This window comes from Streptomyces sp. NPDC047982, from assembly GCF_043204165.1.
Taxonomy (GTDB): domain Bacteria; phylum Actinomycetota; class Actinomycetes; order Streptomycetales; family Streptomycetaceae; genus Streptomyces.
The window spans coordinates 256757-283464 of record NZ_JBIDBS010000006.1 but is presented as its reverse complement, the minus strand read 5'-3'; the positions used below and the strand labels follow the sequence as shown (position 1 = coordinate 283464).

At 71.1% G+C, this 26708-nt stretch carries 23 protein-coding genes; 5 read left to right on the top strand and 18 right to left on the bottom strand.

Annotated features, from left to right (window positions below; all coding sequences use genetic code 11):
* Nucleotides 1-243: 243 nt before the first annotated feature.
* Entirely contained in the window at nt 244-1506 is a 1263-nt protein-coding gene (hisS, locus tag ACGF2V_RS10440) for a histidine--tRNA ligase (RefSeq protein WP_362629553.1), read from the bottom strand.
* A 14-nt stretch (nt 1507-1520) separates the two neighbouring features.
* The gene (locus ACGF2V_RS10435; RefSeq protein WP_362629550.1) at nt 1521-2207 is read right to left on the bottom strand and encodes an MBL fold metallo-hydrolase; all 687 of its coding nucleotides are present in this window, start codon (nt 2205-2207) and stop codon (nt 1521-1523) included.
* Nucleotides 2208-2354: 147 nt separating this feature from the next.
* Between ACGF2V_RS10435 and ACGF2V_RS10430 the strand changes: the two genes are divergently transcribed.
* Both ACGF2V_RS10430 and ACGF2V_RS10425 read left to right on the top strand, forming a co-directional pair.
* Nucleotides 2355-3140 carry a peptidylprolyl isomerase gene (locus ACGF2V_RS10430; RefSeq protein ID WP_362629547.1) on the top strand — a complete coding sequence of 262 codons (786 nt, stop codon included), beginning with the start codon at nt 2355-2357 and terminating at the stop codon, nt 3138-3140.
* 353 nt (nt 3141-3493) lie between these two features.
* Nucleotides 3494-4723 (top strand): DUF349 domain-containing protein, encoded by a 1230-nt coding sequence (locus tag ACGF2V_RS10425; protein WP_362625881.1) that lies wholly within the window; start codon nt 3494-3496, stop codon nt 4721-4723.
* A gap of 120 nt (nt 4724-4843) precedes the next feature.
* On the opposite strand, the gene ACGF2V_RS10420 is transcribed toward ACGF2V_RS10425, so the two are convergent.
* From ACGF2V_RS10420 to pgsA, 15 genes are all read right to left on the bottom strand, one after another.
* Nucleotides 4844-7417 carry a RelA/SpoT family protein gene (locus ACGF2V_RS10420; protein WP_362625884.1) on the bottom strand — a complete coding sequence of 858 codons (2574 nt, stop codon included), beginning with the start codon at nt 7415-7417 and terminating at the stop codon, nt 4844-4846.
* Nucleotides 7418-7709: 292 nt separating this feature from the next.
* Nucleotides 7710-8264 carry an adenine phosphoribosyltransferase gene (locus ACGF2V_RS10415; protein WP_362625887.1) on the bottom strand — a complete coding sequence of 185 codons (555 nt, stop codon included), beginning with the start codon at nt 8262-8264 and terminating at the stop codon, nt 7710-7712.
* On the bottom strand, nt 8264-9364 hold the full coding sequence (gene secF, locus ACGF2V_RS10410) for a protein translocase subunit SecF (RefSeq protein ID WP_362704930.1): 1101 nt from the start codon (nt 9362-9364) through the stop codon (nt 8264-8266). The genes ACGF2V_RS10415 and secF overlap by 1 nt, the downstream gene beginning before the upstream one ends.
* A gap of 1 nt (nt 9365) precedes the next feature.
* Nucleotides 9366-11120 carry a protein translocase subunit SecD gene (secD, locus tag ACGF2V_RS10405; RefSeq protein ID WP_362625893.1) on the bottom strand — a complete coding sequence of 585 codons (1755 nt, stop codon included), beginning with the start codon at nt 11118-11120 and terminating at the stop codon, nt 9366-9368.
* Between the two features lie 147 nt (nt 11121-11267).
* Nucleotides 11268-11753, bottom strand: a complete 486-nt coding sequence (gene yajC / locus ACGF2V_RS10400; RefSeq protein ID WP_362704932.1) for a preprotein translocase subunit YajC — start codon at nt 11751-11753, stop codon at nt 11268-11270.
* A 165-nt stretch (nt 11754-11918) separates the two neighbouring features.
* Nucleotides 11919-13004 carry a Holliday junction branch migration DNA helicase RuvB gene (gene ruvB, locus ACGF2V_RS10395; protein ID WP_362625898.1) on the bottom strand — a complete coding sequence of 362 codons (1086 nt, stop codon included), beginning with the start codon at nt 13002-13004 and terminating at the stop codon, nt 11919-11921.
* A gap of 80 nt (nt 13005-13084) precedes the next feature.
* A complete protein-coding gene (ruvA, locus tag ACGF2V_RS10390; RefSeq protein ID WP_362704934.1) occupies nt 13085-13711 on the bottom strand; it encodes a Holliday junction branch migration protein RuvA in 627 nt (208 codons plus the stop codon).
* On the bottom strand, nt 13708-14298 hold the full coding sequence (gene ruvC / locus ACGF2V_RS10385) for a crossover junction endodeoxyribonuclease RuvC (RefSeq protein WP_362704937.1): 591 nt from the start codon (nt 14296-14298) through the stop codon (nt 13708-13710). The genes ruvA and ruvC overlap by 4 nt, the downstream gene beginning before the upstream one ends.
* Before the next feature lie 148 nt (nt 14299-14446).
* Entirely contained in the window at nt 14447-15199 is a 753-nt protein-coding gene (locus tag ACGF2V_RS10380; protein WP_362704940.1) for a YebC/PmpR family DNA-binding transcriptional regulator, read from the bottom strand.
* 63 nt (nt 15200-15262) lie between these two features.
* A complete protein-coding gene (gene pdxT, locus ACGF2V_RS10375; RefSeq protein ID WP_362625909.1) occupies nt 15263-15856 on the bottom strand; it encodes a pyridoxal 5'-phosphate synthase glutaminase subunit PdxT in 594 nt (197 codons plus the stop codon).
* A 6-nt stretch (nt 15857-15862) separates the two neighbouring features.
* Nucleotides 15863-16783 (bottom strand): pyridoxal 5'-phosphate synthase lyase subunit PdxS, encoded by a 921-nt coding sequence (pdxS, locus tag ACGF2V_RS10370; RefSeq protein ID WP_362625912.1) that lies wholly within the window; start codon nt 16781-16783, stop codon nt 15863-15865.
* 168 nt (nt 16784-16951) lie between these two features.
* Nucleotides 16952-17497 carry a hypothetical protein gene (locus ACGF2V_RS10365; RefSeq protein WP_362625915.1) on the bottom strand — a complete coding sequence of 182 codons (546 nt, stop codon included), beginning with the start codon at nt 17495-17497 and terminating at the stop codon, nt 16952-16954.
* 67 nt (nt 17498-17564) lie between these two features.
* The gene (locus ACGF2V_RS10360) at nt 17565-18725 is read right to left on the bottom strand and encodes a glycosyltransferase family 4 protein (RefSeq protein ID WP_362625918.1); all 1161 of its coding nucleotides are present in this window, start codon (nt 18723-18725) and stop codon (nt 17565-17567) included.
* On the bottom strand, nt 18722-19702 hold the full coding sequence (locus ACGF2V_RS10355; protein WP_362704944.1) for a phosphatidylinositol mannoside acyltransferase: 981 nt from the start codon (nt 19700-19702) through the stop codon (nt 18722-18724). Before ACGF2V_RS10355 ends, ACGF2V_RS10360 begins: the two co-directional genes overlap by 4 nt.
* Complete coding sequence (pgsA, locus tag ACGF2V_RS10350; RefSeq protein WP_362625924.1) at nt 19699-20370, bottom strand: phosphatidylinositol phosphate synthase; 672 nt, start codon at nt 20368-20370, stop codon at nt 19699-19701. Before pgsA ends, ACGF2V_RS10355 begins: the two co-directional genes overlap by 4 nt.
* A 610-nt stretch (nt 20371-20980) precedes the next feature.
* Here pgsA and ACGF2V_RS10345 point away from each other — a divergent pair.
* Together ACGF2V_RS10345 and ACGF2V_RS10340 are read left to right on the top strand one after the other, a co-directional pair.
* Complete coding sequence (locus tag ACGF2V_RS10345) at nt 20981-23206, top strand: elongation factor G-like protein EF-G2 (RefSeq protein ID WP_362704946.1); 2226 nt, start codon at nt 20981-20983, stop codon at nt 23204-23206.
* Between the two features lie 159 nt (nt 23207-23365).
* Entirely contained in the window at nt 23366-25036 is a 1671-nt protein-coding gene (locus ACGF2V_RS10340) for a hypothetical protein (protein ID WP_362625929.1), read from the top strand.
* A 286-nt stretch (nt 25037-25322) separates the two neighbouring features.
* Here the strand turns inward: ACGF2V_RS10340 and ACGF2V_RS10335 are convergent, their stop codons facing one another.
* Entirely contained in the window at nt 25323-25883 is a 561-nt protein-coding gene (locus tag ACGF2V_RS10335) for an HIT domain-containing protein (RefSeq protein ID WP_362625932.1), read from the bottom strand.
* Between the two features lie 84 nt (nt 25884-25967).
* Here ACGF2V_RS10335 and ACGF2V_RS10330 point away from each other — a divergent pair, with 84 nt between their 5' ends.
* Nucleotides 25968-26645: a potassium channel family protein gene (locus ACGF2V_RS10330; protein WP_362625935.1), complete on the top strand. Its 678-nt coding sequence runs from the start codon at nt 25968-25970 to the stop codon at nt 26643-26645.
* Nucleotides 26646-26708 lie beyond the last annotated feature (63 nt).

Genomic DNA, 26708 nt, shown 5'->3' with positions numbered 1-26708 from the left:
GAGCGGCCGGGACGGTTCCCGTGGCCGGTCCGGGAACCGGTCCACGCCGACGCCTGGCCGCGACGGGACGCGCGCGCCAGCCATGGCCGGAACGAATCCGGTCAATCGGCATACGCGACAGGAATCGCCCCACAGGGTGAATTCCCGCTCATAGAATTGACGTCCTATCCGGCTGGATCCGGACAGGACGTCGACGCCGTGACCGGCAGGGTCCGTGACGGGCGGACACTGCCGGGACAATCCTCAGGCCAGGCGCTCGCGCACGGCTTCGGCCACGTCCGACAGCGCAACCGCCGTCTGCTCGCCGGACTCCATGTCCTTGAGCTGGGCGACGCCCTCGGCCAGATCGCGTTCGCCCGCGACGATCGTGAACCGCGCCCCCGACCGGTTCGCGCTCTTCATGGCGCCCTTGAGGCCGCGGTTCCCGTAGGCGAAGTCCGCCGCGACGCCCTCGCGGCGCAGCTGCGTGACGATCCCGAAGAGGACCCGCCGTGCCTCCTCGCCCAGCGGCACCGCGAAGACGCTGGTGGTCGCGGGGAGTTCGAGCTCGATACCCTCGGCCTCCAGGGCGAGCACCGTGCGGTCCACCCCGAGCGCCCAGCCGACCGACGGCAGCGCCGGGCCGCCGATCATCTCGGACAGGCCGTCGTAGCGCCCGCCGCCCCCCACCGCGGACTGCGAACCGAGTCCGTCGTGGACGAACTCGAACGTGGTGCGGGTGTAGTAGTCGAGTCCGCGGACGAGCTTCTCGTCGTCCTCGTACGCCACCCCTGCCGCGGAGAGCAGGTCGCGGACCTCCTCGTGGTACGCCTTGCAGGCGTCGCACAGGTAGTCGCGCAGCACCGGCACGCCGACCAGCTGCTTCTGGACCTCCGGCCGCTTGTCGTCGAGGACCCTCAGCGGGTTGATCTCGATGCGGCGGCGGGTGTCCTCGTCCAGGTCGAGCCCGCGCAGGAAGCCCTGGAGCGCGTCCCGGTAGACGGGGCGGCACTCCCGGTCGCCCAGCGAGTTGAGCAGGACGCGGAAGTTCCGCAGGCCCAGTGTGCGGTACGCCTGGTCGGCCAGGATGATCAGCTCGGCATCCAGCGCCGGGTCCTCCGCGCCGATCGCTTCGGCGCCCACCTGGGAGAAGTGCCTGTAGCGGCCCTTCTGCGGGCGCTCGTAGCGGTAGTACGAGCCGGAATACCACAGCTTCACGGGCAGATTGCCCAGCTTGTGGAGGTTGGCCTCCAGCGCGGCGCGCAGCACGGAGGCGGTGCCCTCGGGACGCAGCGCCAGCTGGGAGCCGCCCTTGGTCGTGAGGGTGTACATCTCCTTGGTCACGATGTCGGTGGACTCACCGACTCCGCGCGAGAAGAGGGCGACGTCCTCGAAGCCGGGCGTCTCGATGTATCCGTAGCCGGAGTTCTTCAGGGGGGCGGCGATCGCCTCGCGCACGGCGAGGAACTTCGCGGAGTCGGGCGGGGTCAGGTCGTACGTGCCCTTGGGGGCCTTGAAGGTGCTCACGGTCTTTACTCTCGTCACATTCCTCGTCGGGGCGCGTCCATCCCGTGCAGATACGGGTTCGTGGCGCGCTCGCGGCCGATGGTCGTCTGGGGGCCGTGGCCCGACAGCACCACGGTCGAGTCGTCGAGCGGCAGGCACACACGGGCCAGCGACTCGAGCAGCTCGGCGTGGTCGCCACCGGGCAGGTCGGTGCGTCCGACGGAGCCGGCGAAGATCAGGTCGCCCGAGAAGAGGATCTGCGGAATGTCCGCGGCCTCGGGCATCCGATACGTCACCGACCCCTTGGTATGGCCGGGCGCGTGCGCGACGTGGAACTCCAGACCGGCCAGCTTCAGCGGGAGGCCGTCGCTCAGCTCCTTGACGTCGTCCGGCTCCCCCACCGTCAGCTCGCCCATGAGCGGCATGCCGATGGAGCGGCCGAGGGCCTTCTCCGGGTCGCTCATCATGTACCGGTCCTCGGGGTGGATCCAGGCGGGGATGTCGTGCGCGCCGCACACCGGGACGACCGAGGCGACGTGATCGATGTGCCCATGGGTCAGGACGACGGCGACGGGCTTCAGCCGATGCTTCTTCAGCGCCTCCTCGACCCCGGCCGCAGCCTGGTGGCCCGGATCGATGATCACGCACTCCTCGCCTGCGGCCGGGGCGACCAGGTAGCAGTTGGTCCCCCAGGCCCCTGCGGGGAACCCGGCAATGAGCACGATCGTCCTTACTGGTCGTCCGACGGCGGATTGCGACTGAGAAGGTCGCGGCAGTTCAGAGCCTACCGGCGCTCCTCATCACACAGGTAACCCATATACGGTACGGGCAACCCAGGCCCCACAAACGACCTACAAGGAGATCACCCGGTGGTCAGCAACGATCAGCGGCGGCGGCAGCTCGCCAGGGAGAAGTTCGAGCGGCAGCAGCGGCGCCGGGAGGAGGCCCGCCGCAGGTCGAAGCGGCTGACGATCGCCGTCTCGGCGGCCGTGGCCGTGGCGGCGGTCGCCGGGGTGGGCACCTATCTCGCCGTCGGCGGCGACGACGGCAAGGACAAGAGCGACGCGGCGACGAGCGCCTCCCCCTCGCCGTCGACGAGCGAGAACGCCGAGCCCGAGCCCGCGATGGCGATCGACAAGAAGGCGAAGTACGCGATGTCGCTGAAGACCAGCGCGGGCGACATCGCGTTCACCATGGAGGCGGCGAAGACCCCGCACACCACGAACTCGTTCAAGGCGCTCGCCGACAAGGGATTCTTCGACGGCACGAAGTGCCACCGGCTGACCACGCAGGGCATCTTCGTGCTGCAGTGCGGGGACCCCAAGGGCGACGGCACGGGCGGCCCCGGCTACACGATCCCGGACGAGAACCTGACGGCGCTGGGCAAGGCGGGCGCGGACGGCACGGTGACCTACCCGGCGGGCACGGTGGCGATGGCGAACACCGGGCAGCCGCACACCGGAGGCAGCCAGTTCTTCCTGGTGTACAAGGACAGCAAGCTGCCGCCGACCTACACGCCGTTCGGCACCATGGACGCCGCCTCGCTGAAGACCGTGGAGAAGGTCGGCTCGGCGGGCGTGGCCGGTGGCGCGGGCGGCGACGGTGCGCCGAAGAAGGCCGTGGACATCTCGAAGGCCGCTGTCGACAAGTCGTGAGGCGGGGGGGGGGGGGGGGGGGGGGGGGGGGGGGGGGGGGGGGCGGGGGGGGGGGGGGGGGTGGTGCGGGGGGGGGGGGGCGGGGGGGGGGGGGGGGCCGGGGGGCCCCCCCCCCGCGCCCCCCCCCGCCCCCCGGGGGCCCCCCCCCCGGGGGGGGGGGCCCCCCCCCCGGGGGGGGGGGGCGGCCCCCCCCGCGGCGGGAGCGGATTATTTTCGGCCCCGCCGAGTGCGGACAGCCGGGCGGCCGGTCGCCTAGATTGGCGTTGTGCAGGGCGGGCGCTGCCCGCCCGAGGAAACTGTGGACGATGCCAGGGGGGTGAACCCTCTCGCGGGCATCAGGTGGAGGAGGCGCTGTGAGCAGCGACCCGTGGGGCCGCGTCGATGAGACGGGCACCGTGTACGTGCGTACGGCCGATGGCGAGAAGGTCGTCGGATCGTGGCAGGCGGGTTCCCCCGAGGAGGCTCTGGCCTACTTCGAGCGCAAGTACGAGGGCATGGTGGTCGAGATCGGCCTCCTCGAACGTCGGGTGAAGACCACCGACCTGTCGGCGAAGGACGCGACGACCGCCATCGAGCATCTGCGTCTGCAGGTGGACGAGCATCACGCCGTCGGCGACCTCGACGCGCTGCGCAAGCGGCTCGACGCCCTGGTGGCGACGGTCGAGGCGCGGCGCGAGGAGCGCAAGGCCCAGAAGGCGCGTCAGTCCGACGAGGCGAGGCAGGCCAAGGAGGCCCTGGTCGCCGAGGCGGAGGAGCTGGCGCGGAGCGAGCAGTGGCGCTCCGCGGGCGAGCGGCTGCGCGCGCTCGTCGACACATGGAAGGGCCTGCCGCGGCTCGACCGCAAGTCCGACGACGAGCTGTGGCACCGCTTCTCGCACGCCCGCTCGGCGTTCTCCAAGCGCCGCAAGGCCCACTTCGCCTCGCTGGACGCCCAGCGCGAGGAGGCCCGCAAGGCGAAGGAGAAGCTGGTCGCGGAGGCCGAGGCGCTCTCGGGTTCCACGGACTGGGGGGCCACGGCCGCCCGTTACCGCGATCTGATGACGGAGTGGAAGGCGGCGGGCCGCGCCCAGCGCGAGGCCGAGGACGACCTGTGGAACCGCTTCCGCGGTGCCCAGGACGTCTTCTTCGCCGCCCGCAGCGAGGTCTTCGCCGAGCGGGACGCGGAGCAGGGCGAGAACCTCAAGCTGAAGGAGGAGCTCGCGGCCGAGGCCGAGAAGCTGGTGCCGGTGAAGGACCTGAAGGCCGCCCGCGCCGCGTTCCGCGGCATCAACGAGCGCTGGGAGGCCGTCGGTCATGTGCCGCGCGACGCCCGCCCGAAGGTCGAGGGGCGGATGCACGCGGTGGAGCGGGCGCTCCAGGAGGCCGAGGAGGCGGAATGGCGCCGGACGAACCCGGAGGCACGTGCGCGTGCCGAGGGTCTGACCGGTCAGCTGCAGGCCGCCGTCGACAAGCTGCGCGCCCAGATCGACACCGCCCGCGCGTCGGGGAACAACGCCCGCGCCGACAAGCTCGCCAAGGAGCTCGAAGGCCGTCAGGCGCTGCTGGACCAGGCGCTGAAGGGGCTGGAGGAGTTCGGCGGCTGATCCCCGCCTCGGCCGAGGCCCCCGCACGCGCCCTTCGGGACGCGTGCGGGGGCCTCGGCCGTCGTGCGTACGGACTGTCAGTCGCCGTGCGGTGGTCCGGCGGTCGGGTCGGGGCCGCCGTCAGGGCCTGCGTGCCGAGGTCACCCGGTAGACGTCGTAGACGCCCTCCACTCCGCGCACCGCCTTGAGCACGTGTCCGAGGTGCTTGGGGTCGCCCATCTCGAAGGTGAAGCGCGAGGTGGCCACCCGGTCCCTGGAGGTCTGCACGGCCGCCGACAGGATGTTGACGTGCTGGTCGGACAGGACACGGGTGACGTCCGACAGCAGCCGGGAGCGGTCCAGTGCCTCGACCTGGATGGCGACCAGGAAGACCGAGGACTGGGTCGGCGCCCACTCGACGTCCAGGATGCGTTCCGGCTGCTGCGACAACGAGTCGACGTTGACGCAGTCGGCACGGTGCACGGAGACGCCGCTGCCGCGGGTGACGAACCCGATGATCGGGTCGCCGGGGACGGGCGTGCAGCAGCGCGCCAGTTTGACCCAGACGTCCTCGACGCCCTTGACAACGACCCCCGGGTCGGCGTTGGAGCGGCGCTTGCCGCGGCCGCGCGAGGGCGGCGCGCTCTCGGCGATGTCCTCGTTGGCGGCATCCTCGCCGCCGAGCGCCTGGACCAGCTTCTGCACGACCCCGGCCGCGGCCACGTGGCCCTCGCCGATCGCGGCGTACAGGGACGAGATGTCGGGGTAGCGCATCTCGTGCGCGAGGGTGACCAGGGAGTCGCCGGTCAGGATGCGCTGGATCGGCAGGTTCTGCTTGCGCATGGCGCGCGCGATGGCGTCCTTGCCCTGCTCGATCGCCTCGTCGCGGCGCTCCTTGGAGAACCAGGCGCGGATCTTGTTGCGGGCGCGGGGCGACTTGACGAAGCCCAGCCAGTCCCGCGAGGGGCCGGCGCCGGCCGCCTTGGAGGTGAAGACCTCCACCAGGTCGCCGTTGTCGAGGGTCGATTCGAGCGGTACGAGCCGCCCGTTGACCCGCGCCCCTATGGTCCGGTGGCCGACCTCCGTGTGCACCGCGTACGCGAAGTCGACGGGGGTCGCGCCCGCGGGGAGCGCTATGACGTCGCCCTTGGGCGTGAAGACGAAGACCTCGTTGCGGGAGAGATCGAAGCGCAGCGACTCCAGGAACTCGCCGGGGTCCTCGGTCTCCTTCTGCCAGTCCAGGAGCTGCCGCAGCCACGCCATGTCGTTGACGGTGTCCTGCCGTGCGCCCTTGCCGGTGCTCTTCGGGACGTCGGTGCGCACCTTGGACGCGCCCGCGACGGCCTCCTGCTTGTACTTCCAGTGCGCCGCGATGCCGTACTCGGCGCGCCGGTGCATGTCGAACGTACGGATCTGGAGTTCGACGGGCTTGCCGCTGGGACCGATCACCGTGGTGTGCAGCGACTGGTACATGTTGAACTTGGGCATCGCGATGTAGTCCTTGAACCGGCCGGGGACCGGATTCCATCGCGCGTGGACGGTGCCGAGCGCCGCGTAGCAGTCGCGGACGGTGTCGACGAGGACCCGGATGCCCACCAGGTCGTAGATCTCGGCGAAGTCCCGGCCCCGCACGATCATCTTCTGGTAGACGCTGTAGTAGTGCTTCGGCCGTCCGGTGACGGTGGCCTTGATCCGGGCGGCACGCAGATCGGCCTGGACCTCGTCGGTCACGACGGCGAGGTATTCGTCGCGCTTGGGAGCCCGCTCGGCGACCAGGCGGACGATCTCGTCGTACATCTTGGGGTAGAGGATCGCGAAGGCGAGATCCTCCAGCTCCCACTTGATGGTGTTCATGCCCAGGCGGTGGGCCAGGGGGGCGTAGATCTCCAGCGTCTCGCGGGCCTTCTTCTCCTGCTTCTCCCGCTTGAGGTAGCGCATGGTGCGCATGTTGTGGAGCCGGTCGGCGAGCTTGATGACGAGGACCCGGGGGTCCTTGGCCATGGCGACGACCATCTTGCGCACGGTCTCGGCCTGCGCGGCCTCGCCGAACTTGACCTTGTCCAGCTTGGTGACGCCGTCGACGAGCAGGGCGACCTGGTCGCCGAAGTCCTGGCGCAGGGTCTCCAGGCCGTACTCGGTGTCCTCGACCGTGTCGTGCAGCAGCCCTGCCATCAGCGTCGCCGGGTCCATGCCCAGCTCGGCGAGGATCGTGGTGACGGCGAGCGGGTGGGTGATGTACGGGTCGCCGCTCTTGCGCTTCTGGCCCCTGTGCCAGCGCTCGGCGACCTGGTACGCGCGCTCGATCTGGCGGAGCGTGGCGGTCTCGATCTTGGGGTCGTTCCCCCGGACGATGCGCAGCAGTGGTTCGAGCACCGGGTTGTACGGGCTGGAGCGCTGAACCCCGAGGCGCGCGAGCCTGGCCCGCACCCTGTTGGAGGAGCCTGCGGAACGCGATGCGGGGGCGGCCGGGACGACCGGCCTGGCGGCGGGCTTCGCCGGGGGTTTCGGCGTGGAGGCTGCCGGTGAGGCGGGGGCGGCCGGCTGCACGGGCGAGGCGGGCCGCAGTGCCGGGGCAGCACACCGTTCCGGTCCCGTGCCGGCCTCGGGGGCCGGGGGCTTCGGCTTCGGCGCGGGCTGCCTCTTCCCGGGCGCGGCTGAGGGCGCCGCGGGCTTGTCGGGCTGCGGGGCGGCGACTGGCTGGGCCTCGTCTGGCAAGAGCGCTCCTCGTGCGGGTCCGGACTCCCGGAAAGGCCATCGTATCGAGCCGGTGGCCGGTCCTCCCCCGGGGACGGTGAGAGCCCTCTCAACGACCGGCGGCACCGGGTTGTTCCCGGCCTCGCCGCACACGCGTTCCCGTCGCTCCCCGGCACGTGCCCCGACGTTTCACGACAAGTGCCCGGGCCGGGCCCGTTCGCGTCGCCGGTGCGCACGATTTCGCCCGGTGCGCGCAAAGAGAACCGGGTGACCAGAAGGCCCCTGGTCACCCGGTTCATGTCTGCTGCGGCGCTCACACGTGGAAGAGGGCCTCCAGCGGCGCGCCCGCCAGTCCCCGTTCCACCCGGGCCCGTCCGCCGAGGAAGCCGAGCTCCATGAGGACCGCGACGCCCGCGACGCCGGCACCCGCCCGCCGGATCAGCTCCAGCGACGCCTCCGCGGTGCCGCCGGTCGCGAGGATGTCGTCGATGACCATGATCCGGTCGTCGGCGGACAGGTCCTCGGCGTGGATCTCGATCTCGGCGGTGCCGTACTCCAGCTCGTACCCCTGGCTGAGGGTGGCTCCGGGGAGCTTGCCCGCCTTGCGGACGGGCACGAAGCCGAGACCGGCTCGCACCGCGACCGGGGCTGCCAGGATGAAGCCGCGCGCCTCGAGTCCGACGATCTTCGTGGCGCCGTGCCGTCGGCACAGCTCGGCAAGGGTGTCGGTCAGGGCCTCGAACGCCGTCGGGTCGGCGAGCAGCGGAGTGATGTCCTTGAAGACCACGCCCGGCTTCGGGTGATCGGGGACGTCACGGATCCGGCTGAGCAGAAGCTCCCGGACGCTCTCGGTGGTGCTGCTCGTCATCAGCGCTTCCCCTGGGTCCGGCCGCGCCCCGTGGGGGGCTGCTGGCGCTGGCCGACGACCGCGGCGGCGGGCGCGGGGCCCGACGGGAAGCCGTCGCCCGGCTCGTCGTCCTCGGCGGACTCGTCGCTGGCGGCGGCTGCCGCCCGCTTGGCGAGAACCCGCTTCTTCAGCGCCTTGATCTGCGGGTCGCGTCCCTTGAGGTCGGCGACGAGCGGGGTGGCGATGAAGATCGAGGAGTACGCACCTGCGGCGAGGCCGACGAACAGCGACAGCGAGATGTCGTTCAGCATGCCTGCGCCGAGGACACCGCCGCCGATGAACAGCAGGCCGGCGACCGGGAGCAGGGCCACGACGGTGGTGTTGATCGAGCGGACCAGGGTGCCGTTGATCGAGCGGTTGGCGATCTCGCCGTAGGTCCAGCGGGTCTGCTTGGTGACGTCCACGGTGCTCTCCTTGAGGCTGTCGAAGACGACGACCGTGTCGTACAGCGAGTAGCCGAGGATGGTGAGCAGACCGATCACGGTGCCCGGGGTGACCTCGAAGCCGACCAGGGCGTAGACACCGACGGTGATGGTGAGGTCGTGGATCAGCGCGACGAGGGCCGCGATGGCCATGCGCCATTCGAACGCGATGGCCAGGTAGATCACGACGAGGACCATGAAGACGCCGAGGCCGGTCCACGCCTTGTTGGCGATCTGCTCACCCCAGCTCGGACCGACCAGGTCGGCGGCGATCTTCTCCTGCGGAACCGAGAGCTCTTCGGCGAGCAGTTCCTTGATCTGGTCGGACTTCGCGGTGTCGACCTCGGTGATCTGGATCCGCAGGCCACCGTTGCCGAGCTTCTGGACGATCGCCTGGTGACCCGACGCCTCGGTCGCGAGGTCCTCGGCCTCCGAGACGGTCACACTCGTCTTCGGTGTCGTGAAGACGGCGCCGCCCTTGAACTCGATGCCCATGTTGAGGCCGCTGACCGCCAGGCCGACGATGGCCGTGATGGTGATCAGGACCGAGACGCCGTACCAGATCTTGCGCTTGCCGATGAAGTCGTAGCCGACCTCGCCGCGGTAGAGACGGGCGCCGAGAGTGCCGAGTCGCGACATGTCACGCCTCCTTCGGGTGGTCGGTACGGGCGTTGACACGCCGCGAGCGGCGCAGGGGCGGCTTGGCGCCGAGGCGTTTGGGATCCAGGCCGGACCACGGGTGACCGCTGGAGAAGAACTTCGTACGCGCGAGCAACGTCATGACCGGCTTGGTGAAGAGGAACACCACGACCACGTCGAGCAGGGTGGTGAGCCCCAGCGTGAACGCGAAGCCCTGGACCTTGCCGACCGTGACGACGAAGAGCACCGCCGCGGCGAGGAACGACACGAAGTCGGAGACCAGGATGGTGCGCCGGGCGCGCGGCCAGGCCCGCTCGACGGCGGGGCGCAGCGTGCGGCCCTCGCGGATCTCGTCGCGGATCCTCTCGAAGTACACGATGAAGGAGTCCGCGGTGATGCCGATGGCCACGATGGCGCCGCAGACCGCCGGGAGGTTCAGCGCGAACCCGATGGCCGGGCCGAGCAGCGACATGAGCGTGTAGGTCAGGATGCCGGAGGCCAGGAGGCTGAGCAGCGCGATGAACGCCAGCCCGCGGTAGTAGGTCACCAGGTAGATGACGACCAGTGCCAGGCCGATGGCACCGGCGATCAGGCCCGCCTGGAGCTGCTCGCCACCGAGCGCGGCCGTGACGGTGGTGACGGTCTGCTCCTCGAAGCTGAGCGGCAGGGCACCGTAGGAGAGCACGTTGGCGAGGTCCTCGGCGGACTGCTGGTCGAAGCTGCCGGAGATCTCGGCGTTGGCGCTCAGCGCCTCGCGCACGTAGGGGGCCGAGACGACCTCGCCGTCGAGCACGATGGCGAACTGGTTCTGCGGGGCCTGCTGCTGGGCGAGCCGTCCCGTGATCTTCTGGAACTTCTTGGCGCCGGCGTCGGTGAACTCCATCTGGACGATCCACTGACCGGTCTGCTGGTTGATCGCGCCCTTGGCCTTGTCCACGTCCGTGCCGGAGACCTCGGCCGGGCCGAGGATGTACTTGGCCTCGCCCGTGGAGTCGCAGGCGACGGTGGGATCGGTGGGCTTCACGGCGGCACCGGCCGATGCGCGGCCGGCCTTCGTCGAGCAGTCGAGGGCGGCGAACTTCTTCTCCAGCGCGGCACCGGCCCGGTCGGCGGGGGCCGGTGGGGTCGTAGAGGCGTTCGGCGCGCCGGACTCCTTGGGGTCGTCGGAGGCCCCGGGGCTGGGCGTGTCCTTCGTCAGGGCGCCGGTTACCGCGCGTCCCTGGGTGGTCGTGGTGGCCGAGGGGGTGGCCGAGGAGCCGGACGCCTTCTCGCCAGTGGCGGCGGACGCGCTCGGCTTCGGCGACCCGGAGGGCGCGGGGCTGGCGGTGCCCTTGGGAGTGGGGCCACCGGCCGCCATGCCGAGCACCGGCCGGAAGTAGAGCTGGGCGGTCGTGCCGACCTGCTCCCGGGCCTGCTGCGAGTTCGTCCCCTTGGGGATGTTGACGACGATGGTGTCCCGGCCCTGGGTCTGGACCTCGGCCTCGGAGACACCCAGACCGTTGACACGGCGCTCGATGATGCCGACCGCCGTGTCCATGTTCGTCTGGTTGATCGCGTCCGGCTTGCCGGGCTGGCTCTGCGCCTTCAGCGTGATGGACGTGCCACCCGCCAGGTCGATGCCCAGTCTTGGCGTGGGCTGATCAGCCAGGAACATCCCTCCGGTGAGGGCGACCATGACGATCAGGATCAGAGCCAGGGAACGCCCCGGCCTGCCTTGACCGCCGGCCGGTCCCCGGCTCTTCTTCGGTGCTGCCACCTTCTCGTTTCTCCCTGTCCAACCGCACCGAGCCGGGTACGTGCCCGAGCGGCCACGAAATGTAGTGGGGACCCACTCCCGCAGAAGATCGCACGGGCCGGGGTGCGCCGGACGCCCGAGGGCTCACCGCATCCCCGGTTCGCACGGCTACTTCGCGTCGGCCTCGCCGTCGGCCTTGCCCTCGGACTTCTTGCCCAAGTCGGCGTCCTTCGGCTGGGCGTCGTCGGCCTCGGCCTTCTTGCCCAGGTCGATCCTGGCGTCGTCCGAGGAGGTCGACGCGGCGTCCGCCTCGGTCAGCGAGGAGGCGTCGTCCGGGACGACGGTGCCGTCGAGGCCGAGGGCGTTCTCGTCGTCGCCGTGGACGATGCGGTTGTACTCGGCGTCGTCGAGAACGGCACCGATGGCGTTCTTGGCGTAGATGGCGTGGACGCCGGGCGCGACCTCCAGGAGAACCGTGTCGTCGTGGACCTCCTTGACGGTGGCGTACATGCCTCCGATCGTCCGGACACCGGCGCCGGGCTGCATCTCGTCACGCATCTGGATGGCGGCCGCCTGCTTCTTCTTGGCAGACCGCGTCATCAGGAACATGGCCCCGATGAGCACGATGAAAGGGAGGAGAGACACGAGATTCACGGGACGATTTTCCTTCGCACGACCGCGCTGAAGGGCGGCCTGGTCTTCGGGGGGTGGGCACACCGACCCTTTGGGGCGGCATCGGCGGAGTCTAGGCGAGTCCGCATCGATGGAACAACGCCCGACGCCGCTCGTTGGTTCCTGCCCGGGTGAACCTGTGACGCGTCACGCCCCGAACAGGCCCTGTTGTCCCTTTCCGCCGTGCTGAGGGGGAACGAGACCGAGATGGGCCCAGGCCGCGGGGGTCGCGACGCGCCCTCGCGGCGTCCTGGCCAGCAGCCCTTCCCGCACCAGGAACGGCTCGGCGACCTCCTCGACCGTTTCGCGTTCCTCGCCCACGGCGACCGCCAGGGTCGACAGTCCCACAGGGCCGCCGCCGAACAGCGTGAGCAGGGCACGGAGCACCGCCCGGTCCAGCCGGTCGAGACCGCGGGCGTCGACCTCGTACACGCCGAGAGCGGCGGAGGCGACCGGGCGGTCGATCCGTCCGTCGGCCTTGACCTGGGCGTAGTCCCGGACGCGACGCAGCAGCCGGTTGGCGATACGAGGGGTGCCGCGGGACCGCCCGGCGATCTCGGCGGCGCCGTCCTCGTCTATCGCGACGTCGAGGAGGCGGGCCGAGCGCCGGATGACGCGTTCCAGTTCGGTGGGGGCGTAGAACTCCATGTGGCCGGTGAAGCCGAAGCGGTCGCGCAGCGGGGGCGGCAGCAGTCCGGCCCTGGTGGTGGCGCCGACCAGGGTGAAGGGCGGGAGCTCCAGCGGGATGGCGGTGGCACCGGGGCCCTTCCCCACGATGACGTCGACCCGGAAGTCCTCCATGGCCATGTACAGCATCTCCTCGGCGGGCCGCGACATGCGGTGGATCTCGTCGAGGAAGAGGACCTCGCCCTCCTGGAGCGAGGAGAGGATCGCGGCGAGGTCGCCCGCGTGCTGGATGGCGGGGCCCGAAGTGATCCGGATGGGGGCGCCCATCTCGGCCGCGATGATCATGGAGAGGGTGGTCTTGCCGAGGCCGGGGGCACCTGAGAGCAGGACGTGGTCGGCGGTGGCACCGCGGGCCCGGGCCGCCTTGAGGACCAGGTCCAGTTGTTCGCGGACCTTTTCCTGACCGACGAATTCGTCGAGGTCCTTCGGTCGCAGCGCGGCCTCGACCGCGGTGTCCTCGCCGTCCGCGCCGGCGTCGACGAGGCGCTCGTCGAATCGCCCGTCGAGTCGTTCACCGGCGTCGGATCCGGTCTCGTCCCAGTTCATTCAGTCTGTCCCGCCTCGCGTGCTTCGGTGCCGTGCGCTACCCGGCACGGCGTCGGGTTCTCCCCGGGTACGCGCTCCGGTCAGCGCGCGCGGTTGAGGGTCTGGAGCGCGGCCCGCAGCAGCTGCGGTACGGGGGCCTGGCCGTTCTCGGCGATGGCCGCCTCGGCCTGCGGTGTCACGGCGGCGACCGCGTCGTCGGCCTCCCGCGTGGCGTAGCCGAGACCGATCAGCGCGGCGTGCAACTGGTCGCGCCAGGAAGGGGTGACCGCCGCGCCGATGCCCTGCCGGCCGATCCGGGCGCCGACCGGTTCGCCGAGTCTGTCCTTCAGTTCGAGGAGGAGTTTCTGCGCGCCCTTCTTGCCGATGCCGGAGACGGCCGTGAGCGCCTTCTCGTCGCCGGTGGCGACGGCGGTCCGCAGGGCGTCGGGGCTGTGCGTGGCGAGCATCGCCTGGGCCAGGCGGGGGCCGACCCCACTGGCGGTCTGGAGCAGCTCGAAGACCTGCCGCTCGTCGTCGTCGGCGAAGCCGTAGAGGGTGAGCGAGTCCTCCCGGACGACGAGGGAGGTGGCGAGCCTGGCCTCCTCGCCGATCCGGAGGCCGGCGAGGGTGTTCGGGGTGCACTGGACGGCCATGCCGACGCCGCCGACCTCGATCACGGCCGTGGTCGGGGCGAGCGCGGCGACGGGGCCGCTGACGAAGGCGATCATCGGGGGACCTTCCGGACGGGGGGCGCGGGCGGACGGACCGCGGGGGTACGGGGGACGCGCGAGGCACGGAACGCGTCGGCGGCCGCCGCGTGCGCCTGCTGGAGGCGGTTGACCGCGGGGGCGCGCCAGATGTGGCAGATGGCGAGCGCGAGGGCGTCTGCCGCGTCGGCCGGTTTCGGCGGGGCGTCGAGTCTCAGGAGCCGGGTGACCATGGCACCGACCTGCGCCTTGTCGGCGCGGCCGCTGCCGGTGACGGCCGCCTTGACCTCGCTCGGGGTGTGCAGCGCGACGGGTATGCCGCGGCGGGACGCGCAGAGCATGGCGACCGCGCTGGCCTGGGCGGTGCCCATCACCGTACGGACGTTGTGCTGGCTGAACACCCGCTCCACGGCGACGTATTCGGGCCGGTGCTCGTCCAGCCACTCCTCGATGCCGCGTTCGATGGCGACCAGGCGCCGGCCGAGCTCCGCGTCGGCCGGGGTGCGGACGACGCCGACACCGAGCATCGTCAGGGTCCGGCCGGCCACGCCTTCGACGACACCGACACCGCACCGGGTCAGCCCCGGGTCGACGCCGAGTACCCGCATGGGTCATCCCCCTCCGTAGCGATCGGTCAACTGTTCCCGCAGGCTATCGGCTCGCACTGACAACGCGTCGGGCAACGCGACGGGCCGACGGGGCGTGTCCCCCGTCGGCCCGTGCGTGAAGGCTGTGCCGTGGTGCGCCGAGCCCGGCTCAGGCGTCGACCTTCTCCATGACCTCGTCCGAGACCTCGAAGTTGGCGAAGACGTTCTGGACGTCGTCGCTGTCCTCCAGCGCGTCGATCAGCTTGAAGATCTTGCGCGCGCCTTCCTCGTCCAGCTCGACCTGCATGGTGGGCAGGAAGCTGGCCTCGGCGGAGTCGTAGTCGATACGGGCCTCCTGGAGGGCGGTGCGGACCGCGACCAGGTCGGTGGCCTCACTGACGACCTCGTAGGTCTCACCGAGGTCGTTGACCTCCTCGGCGCCCGCTTCGAGGACGGCATCGAGGACCTGGTCCTCGGTCAGCTCCCCCTTGGGGACGATGACGACGCCCTTGCGGTTGAAGAGGTAGGAGACCGAACCGGGGTCGGCCATAGAACCGCCGTTGCGGGTCATCGCGACGCGCACGTCGGAGGCTGCACGGTTGCGGTTGTCGGTGAGGCACTCGATGAGCATCGCGACACCGTTGGGGCCGTAACCCTCGTACATGATCGTCTGGTAATCGACGCCGCCCGCCTCGAGACCACCGCCGCGCTTGACCGCGGAATCGATGTTCTTGTTCGGTACGGAGCTCTTCTTCGCCTTCTGGATCGCGTCCACAAGCGTCGGGTTTCCATCGGGGTCCACACCACCGGTGCGGGCCGCGACCTCGATGTTCTTGATCAGCTTCGCGAAGAGCTTGCCGCGCTTGGCATCGATCACGGCCTTCTTGTGCTTCGTCGTAGCCCATTTAGAGTGGCCGGACATCTGCCTTCTCCTTCGCGTCACCAAAAATCGATCCGAACCCGGGAGATCCTACCGGGAATCGAATCAGCCGACTGTGCGCACCATGTCGACGAACAGGGCATGAACACGGTGGTCCCCGGTCAATTCCGGGTGGAACGACGTCGCCAGCAGGTTTCCCTGGCGTACGCCGACGATGTGGCCGCCGTGCTCGGCAACCACCTCGGCCCGGGCACCGACCGACTCCACCCAGGGGGCGCGGATGAAGACGCCCTCCACCGGGCCGCCCTCGATCCCGGTGACCTCCACCGCCGCCTCGAACGACTCGTTCTGGCGCCCGAAGGCGTTGCGGCGCACGATCATGTCGATCCCGCCCACCGTCTCCTGTCCGGAGCGCGGGTCGAGGATCTTGTCGGCGAGGAGGATCATTCCGGCGCAGGTGCCGTAGACCGGCATCCCGTCCCGTACGCGCTCGCGCAGCGGTTCCAGCATGCCGAACAGGGACGCCAGCTTGGACATCGTGGTGGACTCGCCACCGGGCACGACCAGGCCGTCGACCTCGGCGAGTTCTTCGGGGCGCCGGACCGGCCTGGCCTGGGCGTCCGCCGAGGCCAGGGCGATCAGGTGCTCCCGTACGTCGCCCTGGAGGGCCAGGACGCCGATCACAGGGGTGTCGCTCATCGGTGCTTACCAGCCGCGGTTGGCGTAGCGCTCGGCCTCGGGCAGGGTGTCGCAGTTGATGCCGACCATGGCCTCGCCCAGGTTCCGGGAGGCGTCCGCGATGACCTTCGGGTCGTCGTAGAAGGTGGTGGCCTTCACGATGGCGGCGGCGCGCTTGGCCGGGTCGCCGGACTTGAAGATGCCGGAGCCCACGAAGACGCCCTCGGCGCCGAGCTGGCGCATCAGCGCCGCGTCGGCGGGGGTGGCGACGCCGCCCGCGGAGAACAGCACGACAGGCAGCTTGCCGAGTTCCGCGACCTCCTTGACCAGCTCGTACGGGGCGCGCAGCTCCTTGGCGGCGGCGTACAGCTCGTTGTTGTCGTAGCCGCGCAGGCGGGCGATCTCGTTCTTGATCTGGCGCAGGTGACGGACGGCCTCGACGACGTTCCCGGTGCCGGCCTCGCCCTTCGAACGGATCATGGCCGCGCCCTCGGCGATGCGGCGCAGGGCCTCGCCGAGGTTGGTGGCGCCGCACACGAACGGGGTGGTGAACGCGAACTTGTCGCTGTGGTTGACCTCGTCGGCCGGGGTGAGGACCTCGGACTCGTCGATGTAGTCGACGCCGAGGGACTGGAGGACCTGGGCCTCGACGAAGTGTCCGATGCGGGACTTGGCCATCACCGGGATGGAGACGGCCTCCATGATCTCCTCGATCATGTTCGGGTCGGACATGCGGGCCACTCCGCCGTCCTTGCGGATGTCGGCCGGCACCCGTTCCAGGGCCATGACTGCCACGGCGCCCGCGTCCTCGGCGATCTTCGCCTGCTCTGCATCGACGACGTCCATGATCACGCCGCCCTTGAGCTGCTCGGCCATGCCGCGCTTGACGCGGGCGGTACCGGTGGCCGGGGAGTCGGCGGACTGCGGGGTGGTGGGGAGGGTGGACACGGATCGACCTCGCTCGGAGAAAAGTCGCTGAAAAGCGCTGATGGATGCACGGATGAGCAAACTCTCCGGGAGCGGTCCACCTCAAGGGCCAATGCGAGGCCGGTGGATCGTTTTGGCCGCGTACGGGCGGCTTGTGAGTCCGGTCACGTACGGGGTCGCCCTGCCGGGTCAGCCGGCGGGGCGGTCCGCCAGGGCGACCGGCGGTTCGTCGTCCATCTCGAAGGCGAGCGGGAACGGGGCGTGCCCGGCCAGCCGGAACCACCGCACCGTGCGGTGGCGGCGCAGGGCGCGCGCCGCGCGCACCGCGTCGTTGTGGAAGCGCCGGGCCATCGGCACCCGGCGCACGGCCGCGGCGAGTTCAAAGGCCGCCTCCTGGCCTCCGGGGATCTCCTTCACGGCCTCCACCTGCGCCGTCTCGCCGAACACCGCCCGCAGCGCGGCGCTCAGCTCGCTCTCCGCGACCTCGCGGTGCTCCTCCTCCGCCTGGCGGGCGGCGTGCGCGGCCTCGTACAGCACGATGGACGCGGCCGGATCGAGCACACCCGACGTCGCCAGTTCCTGGGTCACCGAGGCACGGCGCAGCAACTGCGCGTCCAGGGCGGCGCGGGCGGCGTCGATGCGGGTGTGCAGCCGGTCCAACCGTCCCGCGGTCCAGCTGAGGTACATGCCGATCGCGACGAGCGCGACGACGATCCAGATGAGGGTTTCGATCACGGGCGGCAAGGCTACCGTCGGTGCGTGCACGCCGGACCCGGGCCCGGGCCGCAGCCGGCGCCCGTGATCAGTCCCGCGTCAGTCCGAAGCGCGCGCGCAGCCCCGTGCGCTCGTCCGTCGCCACCGACGCCGCGCCGTCCGTCACCGTCTCGTACACCGCGAGGATGTCGGCACCGACCGTCGACCAGTCGAAGCGCCGCACGTGCGCGCTGCCCCGCTCACACAGCTGCGCGCGCCGCTCCGGGTCGCCGAGAAGCCGGATCGCGGCCGACGCCAGGGCGTCGGCGCTCTCGTTGGCGAAGAGTTCTCCCGCCGCGCCCTGGTCCAGGACCTGCGCGAACGCGTCCAGATCGCTGGCGAGGACCGGTGCGCCCGCCGACATCGCCTCGACCAGGATGATCCCGAAGCTCTCGCCGCCCGTGTTGGGGGCGACGTACACATCGACGCTGCGCAGCAACCGTGCCTTGTCCTCGTCGCTCACCATGCCGAGGAATTCGACGCGCCCGCGCATCTCCGGCGGCAGCGGCGCGACGGCTTCCTCCTCGTCGCCCCGGCCCGCCACCAGCAGTCTGGTGTCCGGGCGTGCGGCGAGAATCGCGGGCAGCGCCCGCATCAGGACGGGCAGGCCCTTGCGGGGCTCGTCGATGCGTCCGATGAACCCGATCGTGCCTCCCTGCCACTCGGGCCTGGGTTCGGCCGAGGCGAAGAAGCCGACGTCGACGCCGTTCGGGATGACGACCGCGTCGCCGCCGAGGTGCTCGACGAGGGTCCGGCGGGCGTACTCGCTCACCGCGATGCGCGCGCTGATCTTCTCCAGCGCGGGCTGCAGGATCGGATACGCGGCGATCATGGCCCGCGAGCGCGGGTTGGAGGTGTGGAACGTGGCGACGATCGGCCCCTGCGCGGCCCAGCAGGCGAGCAGCCCCAGCGACGGCGAGGTCGGCTCGTGGATGTGGATGACGTCGAAGATGCCGTCGTGGAGCCAGCGGCGCACCCGCGCGGCGGAGAGGAAGCCGAAGTTCAGCCGGGCCACGGAGCCGTTGTACGGGACGGGCACGGCCCGGCCCGCCGAGACCACGTACGGCGGCAGCGGCGTCTCGTCGTCGGCGGGGGCCAGCACCGAGACCTGATGTCCGAGCCGGATCAGGTGCTCGGCCAGGTCCCGGATGTGGAACTGCACCCCGCCGGGCACGTCCCAGGAGTACGGGCACACAATGCCGATCTTCACGGACGGGCCTCCCCGTTCCCCCGGTGCTTGGCGTTCGCCCGGTCCCGCGTCCCCTCCCGGGGCTCCAGATCCGCGAGCCAGAGCCGTTGCAGCATGTGCCAGTCCTCCGGGTGCTCGGCGATCCCCACGGCGAAGGCATCGGCCAGCGCCTGGGTCATCGAGGACGTCTTCTCCGTACGGCTGCCCGACTCGGGCACCAGTACCGGCGGGTGGACACGCACCTTCATCACGGGCGTGTCGTCGTAGCCGAGCGTCACCGGCAGCAGCAGCGCGCCGGTCTGCTGGGCGAGCAGCGCGGGTCCGGCGGGCATGCGCGCGGTCTCGCCGAAGAACGACACCTCGACGCCGGAGGAGGACAGATCGCGGTCGGCGACCAGGCAGACCAGGCCGCCCGCGCGCAGCCGCCGTGCCAGGGTCCCGAAGGCGGCACCGCCGCTGTGCGGGAGCACCTCCATGCCGAGCCCCTCGCGGTAGGCCACGAACCTGTCGTACAGCGTCTCGGGCTTCAGCCGCTCGGCGACCGTGGTGAAGGGGACCTCCAGGCCGGTGGTGACCCAGGCGCCCGCCAGGTCCCAGTTCGCCAGGTGCGGCAGGGCGAGGACGACGCCGCGGCCGGCGTCGAGACCCTCGGTCAGCCGGTGCGCGTCGGCGACCTCTATGGACGCCTTGATCCGTGCCGGGCTCCAGGTGGGCAGCCGGAACGACTCCATCCAATAGCGCATGTACGAACGCATCCCGGCCCTGGAGAGCTCGGCGAGCCGGGCCGGCGACGCCCCGGGCACGACCCGTGCCAGATTGTCCTCCAGCCGCAGCACGGCTTTGCCCCGCCGCTTCCAGACCTGATCGGCGAGGGTACGGAAGAGGCCGCGGGCGACCGGTTCGGGAAGCTTCTTGACCACAGCCCAGCCGAGCCCGTACAGGCCGTCGGTCATCCGGTCCCGCAGGCCGGTGCGGGCGTCACCCGTCGCGCCGCTCACCGCGCCGCCCCGCTCCCCCGCTCGGCGGCGGCATCGGCCGCATCCGCCTCGGCGGACTCGCGGCGCACGGTCACGACCCGCTGCACGAGCGTCACCAGGCTGCCCGCGGCGACGATCCACAGGGCGATCGGCAGCAGGACCTGGACACCGGGGACACCGAAGGCGTGCAGGCCCGCGACCCCGGCGGCGACCAGCGAGACCACCAGCCGCTCGGCGCGCTCCACGAGCCCGTTGACGGCTACCGGCAGCCCGATCGACTCACCGCGCGCCTTCGTGTACGACACCACCTGGCCGCTCGCCAGACAGAAGATCGCGACCGCGCACAGCACGTCGTCGTCGCCCCTGCCCGCGTACCAGAGCGCGAATCCGCCGAAGATCGCGCCATCGGCGACCCGGTCGAGGGTCGAGTCGAGGAACGCTCCCCAGCGGCTGGAGATGCCGGCCTGCCGGGCCATGTTGCCGTCGACGAGGTCGGAGAAGACGAAGACCGTGATGACGACCGTGCCCCAGAAGAACTCCCCCATCGGGAAGAAGACCAGCGCACCCGCCACCACCCCTGCCGTACCGATCAGGGTGACCGCGTCGGGGCTCACGCCGAGACGGAGCAGCAGTGCGGCGAACGGTGTGAGGACACGCGTGAAAAAGGCACGCGCGTACTTGTTCAGCATGGCCTTCCCGAGGGTCTGTGGGCCGGACGGCCCCGTCGGCCACCGGCTGGCCCATCGTAGTCACGCCCGCCGGACTCCACCCTCCGGGCACCAGCCGCGCCGGGCCGCGCGCCGTGCGACCAGCGGCCCGGCGGCGTTCGGGCCCGGGTCCGGCACAAGGGGCGCGGAGCTAGTGCCGTGACCGGCAAGGTTTACCCGGAAGGAGCGTCGTCCGGTGCGTGCGATCGCAAGGCGGACGGAAGCCCTCGTAGCGGGGCTACGTGGGCTTTTGGCCAACGCCGCGAGCGTGCGTGCCGGGCGGCGCGACGGGGCAAACGTTGCCGGTCACGGCACTAGCACAGAGGGGCACGGAGCCGACACGGAGGGGCGCGGGGCCGGCACGAAAGGACGCGTGCCCGGGCCCGGGCCCGTCGCGGCCGGAGACGCACGGGCGCGGTCGGCGGGGCACGGGTCGGCGACGTATGGACGCGGCCCGGCCCGAGTGGAAAGCTCGAATTACCGCGGGCGTCGCAGTGGCCGCCACGTCGGCCTCCCGTGCCCGTGCGGTCTTCTTCCCACATCGCGCCGGTTCTCCTTCCCGATCCGGACCACTACCTGGGAGGCACGCGTCATGGGCGACAGGACACACGCACACACCGGGGCCGCCGGCGCGACGGCGACGGCCGACCCGCGCACGTTCCTCCGCAACGTGGTGCTGGTCGGCCACAGCGGCTCCGGCAAGACCACACTCGTCGAGGCGCTGGCGCAGACGGCCGGGGCGGTCAACCGGGCGGGCCGGGTCGAGGACGGTGCGACCGTCTCCGACTACGACGAGATCGAACGGCGGCGGCAGCGTTCCGTGCAGCTCTCGGTGGTGCCCGTCGTCTGGGGCGGGTACCGGATCAATCTGCTGGACGCCCCGGGGTACGCCGATTTCGTCGGGGAGCTCAGGGCCGGTCTGCGCGCGGCGGACGCGGCCCTGTTCGTCGTGTCGGCCGCCCAGGAGCCCGACGCCGTGGCCGGTGCCGCCCGGACCGTGTGGGACGAGTGCGCCGCCGTCGGCATGCCGCGCGCCATCGTCGTCACCCACCTGGACACCGCGCGCACCTCGTTCGACGAGATGACCCGGATCTGCGGCGAGGTCCTCGGCGGCGACGACCCCGACGCCGTGCTCCCGCTCTACCTGCCGGTGCACGGGCCCGCGGGCGCCGACGGGCACGCCCCGCTCACCGGACTCACCGGGCTCCTCACCCGGCGTGTCCTCGACTACTCCTCGGGCGAGCGCCGGGAGGAGTCCCCCGACGAGAACGGGCAGGCCCCGCTCCGCGAGGCCCGGAACCGGCTCATCGAGGGGATCATCGCGCAGAGCGAGGACGAGACCCTGATGGACCGCTATCTGGCCGGCGCCGACATCGACGTCGAGACGCTCCTCGGCGACCTGGAACGCGCCGTCGCGCGCGGCGGGTTCCACCCGGTCCTCGCCGCGGCCCCGGCCGCCGAAGGGGCCCGCCAGGGCGTCGGCACCGTCGAACTCCTGGACCTGATCACCGGCGGTCTCCCCGCCCCGCGGGAACGCCCCCTTCCCAGGGTCACCCCGCTGCACGGCGCCCGGCCGCCGGCCCTGACCTGCGACCCGGACGGCCCGCTGCTCGCCGAGGTGGTCAAGACGTCCTCCGACCCGTACGTCGGCCGGATGTCTCTGGTGCGCGTCTTCTCCGGCACGCTGCGCCCGGACGACACGGTCCACGTCTTCGGCCACGGACTCGACGAACCCGGCCGGGAGACCTTGCCCTTCCACGAGTCCGAGGTACGCGTCGGGGCGCTTTCCTCGCCCTTCGGCGCGCAGCAGCGCCCGCTCACCGCGTGCGTCGCCGGTGATCTGGCCTGTGTCGCCAAGCTGGGCGACGCCGGGACCGGGGACACCCTTTCCGGCAGCGACCTGCCGCTGCTGATGGAGCCCTGGGCGGCGCCGGAGGCACTGCTGCCACTGGCCGTCCGGGCGCACGGCAAGGCGGACGAGGACAAGCTCTCCCAGGGGCTCGCGCGGCTCGTCGCCGAGGACCCGACCCTGCGTCTCGAACAGAACCAGGACACCCATCAGGTGGTCCTGTGGTGTCTCGGCGAGGCCCATCAGGACGTCGCCCTGGACCGGCTGCGCAGCCACTACGGCGTCCGGGTCGACGCCGTGCCGCACAAGGTGGCGCTGCGCGAGACCTTCGCCGCGCCCGCCGGCGGACGCGGCAGGCACGTGAAACAGTCCGGCGGACACGGCCAGTACGCCATCTGCGAGATCGACGTGGAGCCGCTGCCACCCGGATCGGGCGTCGAGTTCGTCGACAAGGTCGTCGGGGGGGCGGTGCCCCGCCAGTTCGTCCCGTCCGTGGAGAAGGGGGTTCGCGCCCAGGCATCCCGCGGAGTGGCGGCCGGGTATCCGCTGGTCGACGTACGCGTCACGCTGCGGGACGGGAAGTCCCACTCGGTGGATTCCTCCGATGCCGCGTTCCAGACCGCGGGCGCGCTGGCCCTGCGCGAGGCGGCGGCGGGGACCCGCATCCAGCTCCTCGAACCGGTCGCCGAGGTACGGGTCCTGGTGCCCGACGAGTACGTGGGGCCGGTGATGAGCGATCTGTCAGGGCGGCGCGGCCGGGTCGTCGGCACCGAACAGTCCGGCCCGGGGCGCACGCTCGTGCGGGCCGAGGTCCCGGAGCTGGAGATCGGACGGTACGCCGTCGACCTGCGCTCCCTCACGCACGGCACCGGCCGGTTCGACCGGGCGTACGCCCGGCACGAACCGATGCCCCCGCGGCTCGCGGAACGCATCCGCGAACAGCAGGAAACCAGCCCCGTTGGCGTGTAATCGCCTACGCTGCCCTTCCTCGTCCCGCGTTTGTCCACAGGGGGCGGACGGCACGGCGATCCGGACGTTACCCTGTGGTCCCAGCTCAGAAGGTGTGCGGGACACGGCAGTTGGGAAACAGCCGCAGGAGTGGTTCCTCGGCGGTGAGTGGGGGCGACGGTGGCCAACGAAGGATTCGATTTCTCTCCCGGAGCACAGATCCCGATCCAGGGTTCGGGCGGAGCGGCGGTGGCGACGAACGCCCTCGCCTCCGCCGCGTACCGCGACAGCCCCGTGGAGACGATCCTCGACGCCAACAGCGAGTGGCACAAATCCGAGGTGAAGGCGGGGCGTTCGAAGTTCTTCAAGTCCGACTACTTCAAGCCCAACCTCGGTGAGGCGTTCTCCCGCGCCGTACAGGAACGCACGCTGGGCGGTGCCCGCAAGGCACTCATCCAGTCCTTCGGGAGCGACCCGCGGATGGTCGTCGAGCACTGCCTGTCCGCGACGCGCCTGCGCAGGACCCGCGACATCAAACTGACCGCCGTCACCGTCCTGTTCGGCATTCTCTTCCTGCCCGGAATGCTCCTGTGGATCATCGCCTTCCGGCTGCGTGACGGGCTCGGCAGGACGAAGGACAAAGCCCTCTCCTCGCTGGGCAACATCCTGCTGCCGATCGTCGGCATCGTGGCGCTGCTCCTTCTGCTCAAACTCCCCCTCACCGGTTTTCTGGCGATCTACGCACGGGCGATGATCGTCGCGCCCGTCATCGGCTGGTTCATCGCCAAACGGATCGCCGAGTCCTCCGCCAAGGATCTGCGCGCCCGGTGGGAGGGGCTGCTCTCCGGCGGCGGCGTCGTCGCCAAGATCCCCGAGGCATCGCCGAAGAACCCCAGCGAGACCTCCCGTGAGGCGCTGCGCCAGAGCCTCGAAAAGCTCGCCGCGGAGCAGCAGTCGAACTCGGTGTTCTACGCCGGCCCCAAGGGGATCCTCGGCATGGGCACCCGCTGGGGAAGCTGGCAGCTCGCAGAGGAGCTCGTCTCCAAGGACCCCGACAAGGAGTTCAACCGGTTCCGGAGCTGGGACCTGGTACGAGCCATTCACGACCAGCTCAAGGTGCTGGAGCGCGGCCCGCTGAACACCGGAGGTTTCCCCACACCGTCGGTCACCCACTGGATCGTCTCGCCCGTCGGTGAGAACGCCGACTCGGTGTCCCGTCCCGATGGCGAGGACGTCGCCACCTTCCAGGTCAAGCCGCACGAGATACAGCGGATCTGCAACCACCAGCAGTTCGGGGGCGGCGACCGGCACTACCTGGGCGTCCAGTTCACCCTCTGGGACGGCCAGTTGGTCATCACCATGATGATCACGGTCACGGTGCTCTACGAGACCCTGCGCATCGAGGTCACCGGTCATGCGCTGGGCCCGGTCCATTCGCTCTTCACCAGCAAGCCCTCGGCGAAGACGAAGACGGTCAACAAGACAGTCCGGTTCTGGGAGACGCGCGACATCTCCCTTCCGCTGGTCGACGCCTCGGAGGTCGTGCGTCTCGCTCTGCGCGCCCCGCTGACCTGGTATCCGCCGCTGCTCGACTACCTGGGCGGCAAGATCGCCCTGCCCGAACCGTTCGGTCTGCGCCACGCCTGGGCCGAGAAGCCGTGGCGTCACCGCTTCATGGCGGACGACGCGATGCGCGCGGCCACTCCCGTGCTGCGCGCCGTGCACAGCGCCGCCCTGCGCGTCCTGGAGGAGAACGGCGTCGACACGGAGCGCTTCGACAACCGCTCGATGGTGCTGAGCGGACTGGTGCAGGACCCGACCCCGCGCAAGGCCGATCTGTACGACGCGTGATTCCCCGTGCGGATCGCGTCGGGTGCCCGCGGCCCGGCGTCGGGTCGCGGGCACCGATGCCACCCCTCGGGCCCGGTCCGCACTGCGGGTCCGAACGCGGACGAACGCCCCCGGCCGGACGGCTCATGGCCGAACGGCACGCGGGGCGGCCTGCCGCATGGATCACGACCGGACTCGCACCGCGGACCGCGTCCGGTCCACCGGCGGACGGGCCGGGCCCGGCATCCCACCCGGGCCCGGCCGGCGGGCCCGGGCAGGCCGACCGGGACCGGCCCGTCCGCCGGAATCAGTCCGTCGGCCAGACTCCGGCCAGCATCGCGCGCGTGTCGGCGAGCAGCTGCGGCAGCACCTTCGTGTGCCCGATCACCGGCATGAAGTTGGTGTCACCGCCCCAGCGCGGCACCAGGTGCTGGTGGAGATGCGCGGCGATACCGGCCCCCGCGGAAGCCCCCTGGTTGAGACCGATGTTGAACCCGTGCGCCCCGGACGCCGCCCGCAGGGCGACCATCGCCCGCTTGGTGAAGTCCGCCAGCTCCATGGTCTCGGGACCGTCCAGCTCCGTGTAGTCGGCCACGTGCCGGTACGGCACCACCATGAGGTGCCCGCCGTTGTACGGATACAGGTTCAGAACGGCGTAGACGCTTCTGCCGCGCGCGACGACGAGCCCGTCCTCGTCCGATTTCGACGGGATCGCGCAGAACGGACAACCGTCACCGGCCTCCGAACCGGTCGGCTTGTTCTCGCCCTGGATGTACGCCATCCGGTGGGGCGTCCACAGGCGCTGAAAGGCGTCGGGCGTCCCCACTCCGATCTGCTGCTCCGGCTCACTCGTCATGCCGATCAGCATATTGCTTCGCTCCGGGGCAGCGTATCGCCGGGGCCGCGCCCGCCCGCGCGCAGCGATGCCGAGGCCATGAGCGATGCTGGGGCCATGAGCGACCAGTCGGCACCTTCGCCCCCTCCCCGTCTCCGGCGCTGGGAGCAGCGCACGGAGGTGCTGCTCCTTTGCGCCTCGCTGCTCTTCCTGGCCGGCTACGCGGTCCGGGTCCTCGCCCCGCACGACGCCCAAATGTGGCGCGACTTGGCGCTTGCGCTGGTCTGCGCCACCTGGCTGCTCTTCGTCGTGGACTACGCCGCACGGCTCCGTCTCAGCGGCCTCGGCCACCGCTTCGTCCGGGTCCACTGGCTGGACACCGTGGTCCTGGTCCTGCCGCTGCTTCGGCCACTGCGTCTGATCCGCCTGTACGCCGCGGTCCAGCGCCGCCGGGAGCGGCCGCGGATGAGCCTGTACGCCCGGGTGATCGCCTACGCCGGCACCAGCGCGCTGCTCCTCGGGCTCTCCGCCGCGCTCGCCGTCCTCCACCTGGAGCGCGGCGATCCGGACGCCTCGATCCGGACGTTCGGTGACGCGCTGTGGTGGGCGTGCGCAGCGCTGACGACGACGGGGTACGGAGACGCGGCGCCGGTCACCCCGGGCGGCCGGCTCGTGGGGTCGGGCCTGATGGTCTGCGGGCTGGCGCTGCTGGGGGCGGTGACGGGTTCGTTCTCGTCGTGGCTGTTGCAGGTGTTCCGGCACGAGAGCGAGAAGCGGCCCCCCGAGGGCGGTTAGGCCGTGTCTTCGCATCGGCGTCTGCTCGTACGCCGCCGATGCGAAGACGCGGCCCGGCTCCCG

Coding starts and splice junctions, on each gene's coding strand:
- ACGF2V_RS10415 (WP_362625887.1), bottom strand. CDS start 8,264: ATGACGAGCAGCACCACCGAGAGCGTCCGGGAGCTTCTGCTCAGCCGG.
- secF (WP_362704930.1), bottom strand. CDS start 9,364: ATGTCGCGACTCGGCACTCTCGGCGCCCGTCTCTACCGCGGCGAGGTC.
- ruvB (WP_362625898.1), bottom strand. CDS start 13,004: ATGAACTGGGACGAGACCGGATCCGACGCCGGTGAACGACTCGACGGG.
- ruvA (WP_362704934.1), bottom strand. CDS start 13,711: ATGATCGCCTTCGTCAGCGGCCCCGTCGCCGCGCTCGCCCCGACCACG.
- ruvC (WP_362704937.1), bottom strand. CDS start 14,298: ATGCGGGTACTCGGCGTCGACCCGGGGCTGACCCGGTGCGGTGTCGGT.
- ACGF2V_RS10380 (WP_362704940.1), bottom strand. CDS start 15,199: ATGTCCGGCCACTCTAAATGGGCTACGACGAAGCACAAGAAGGCCGTG.
- pdxT (WP_362625909.1), bottom strand. CDS start 15,856: ATGAGCGACACCCCTGTGATCGGCGTCCTGGCCCTCCAGGGCGACGTA.
- pgsA (WP_362625924.1), bottom strand. CDS start 20,370: ATGCTGAACAAGTACGCGCGTGCCTTTTTCACGCGTGTCCTCACACCG.
- ACGF2V_RS10345 (WP_362704946.1), top strand. CDS start 20,981: ATGGGCGACAGGACACACGCACACACCGGGGCCGCCGGCGCGACGGCG.
- ACGF2V_RS10335 (WP_362625932.1), bottom strand. CDS start 25,883: ATGCTGATCGGCATGACGAGTGAGCCGGAGCAGCAGATCGGAGTGGGG.
- ACGF2V_RS10330 (WP_362625935.1), top strand. CDS start 25,968: ATGAGCGACCAGTCGGCACCTTCGCCCCCTCCCCGTCTCCGGCGCTGG.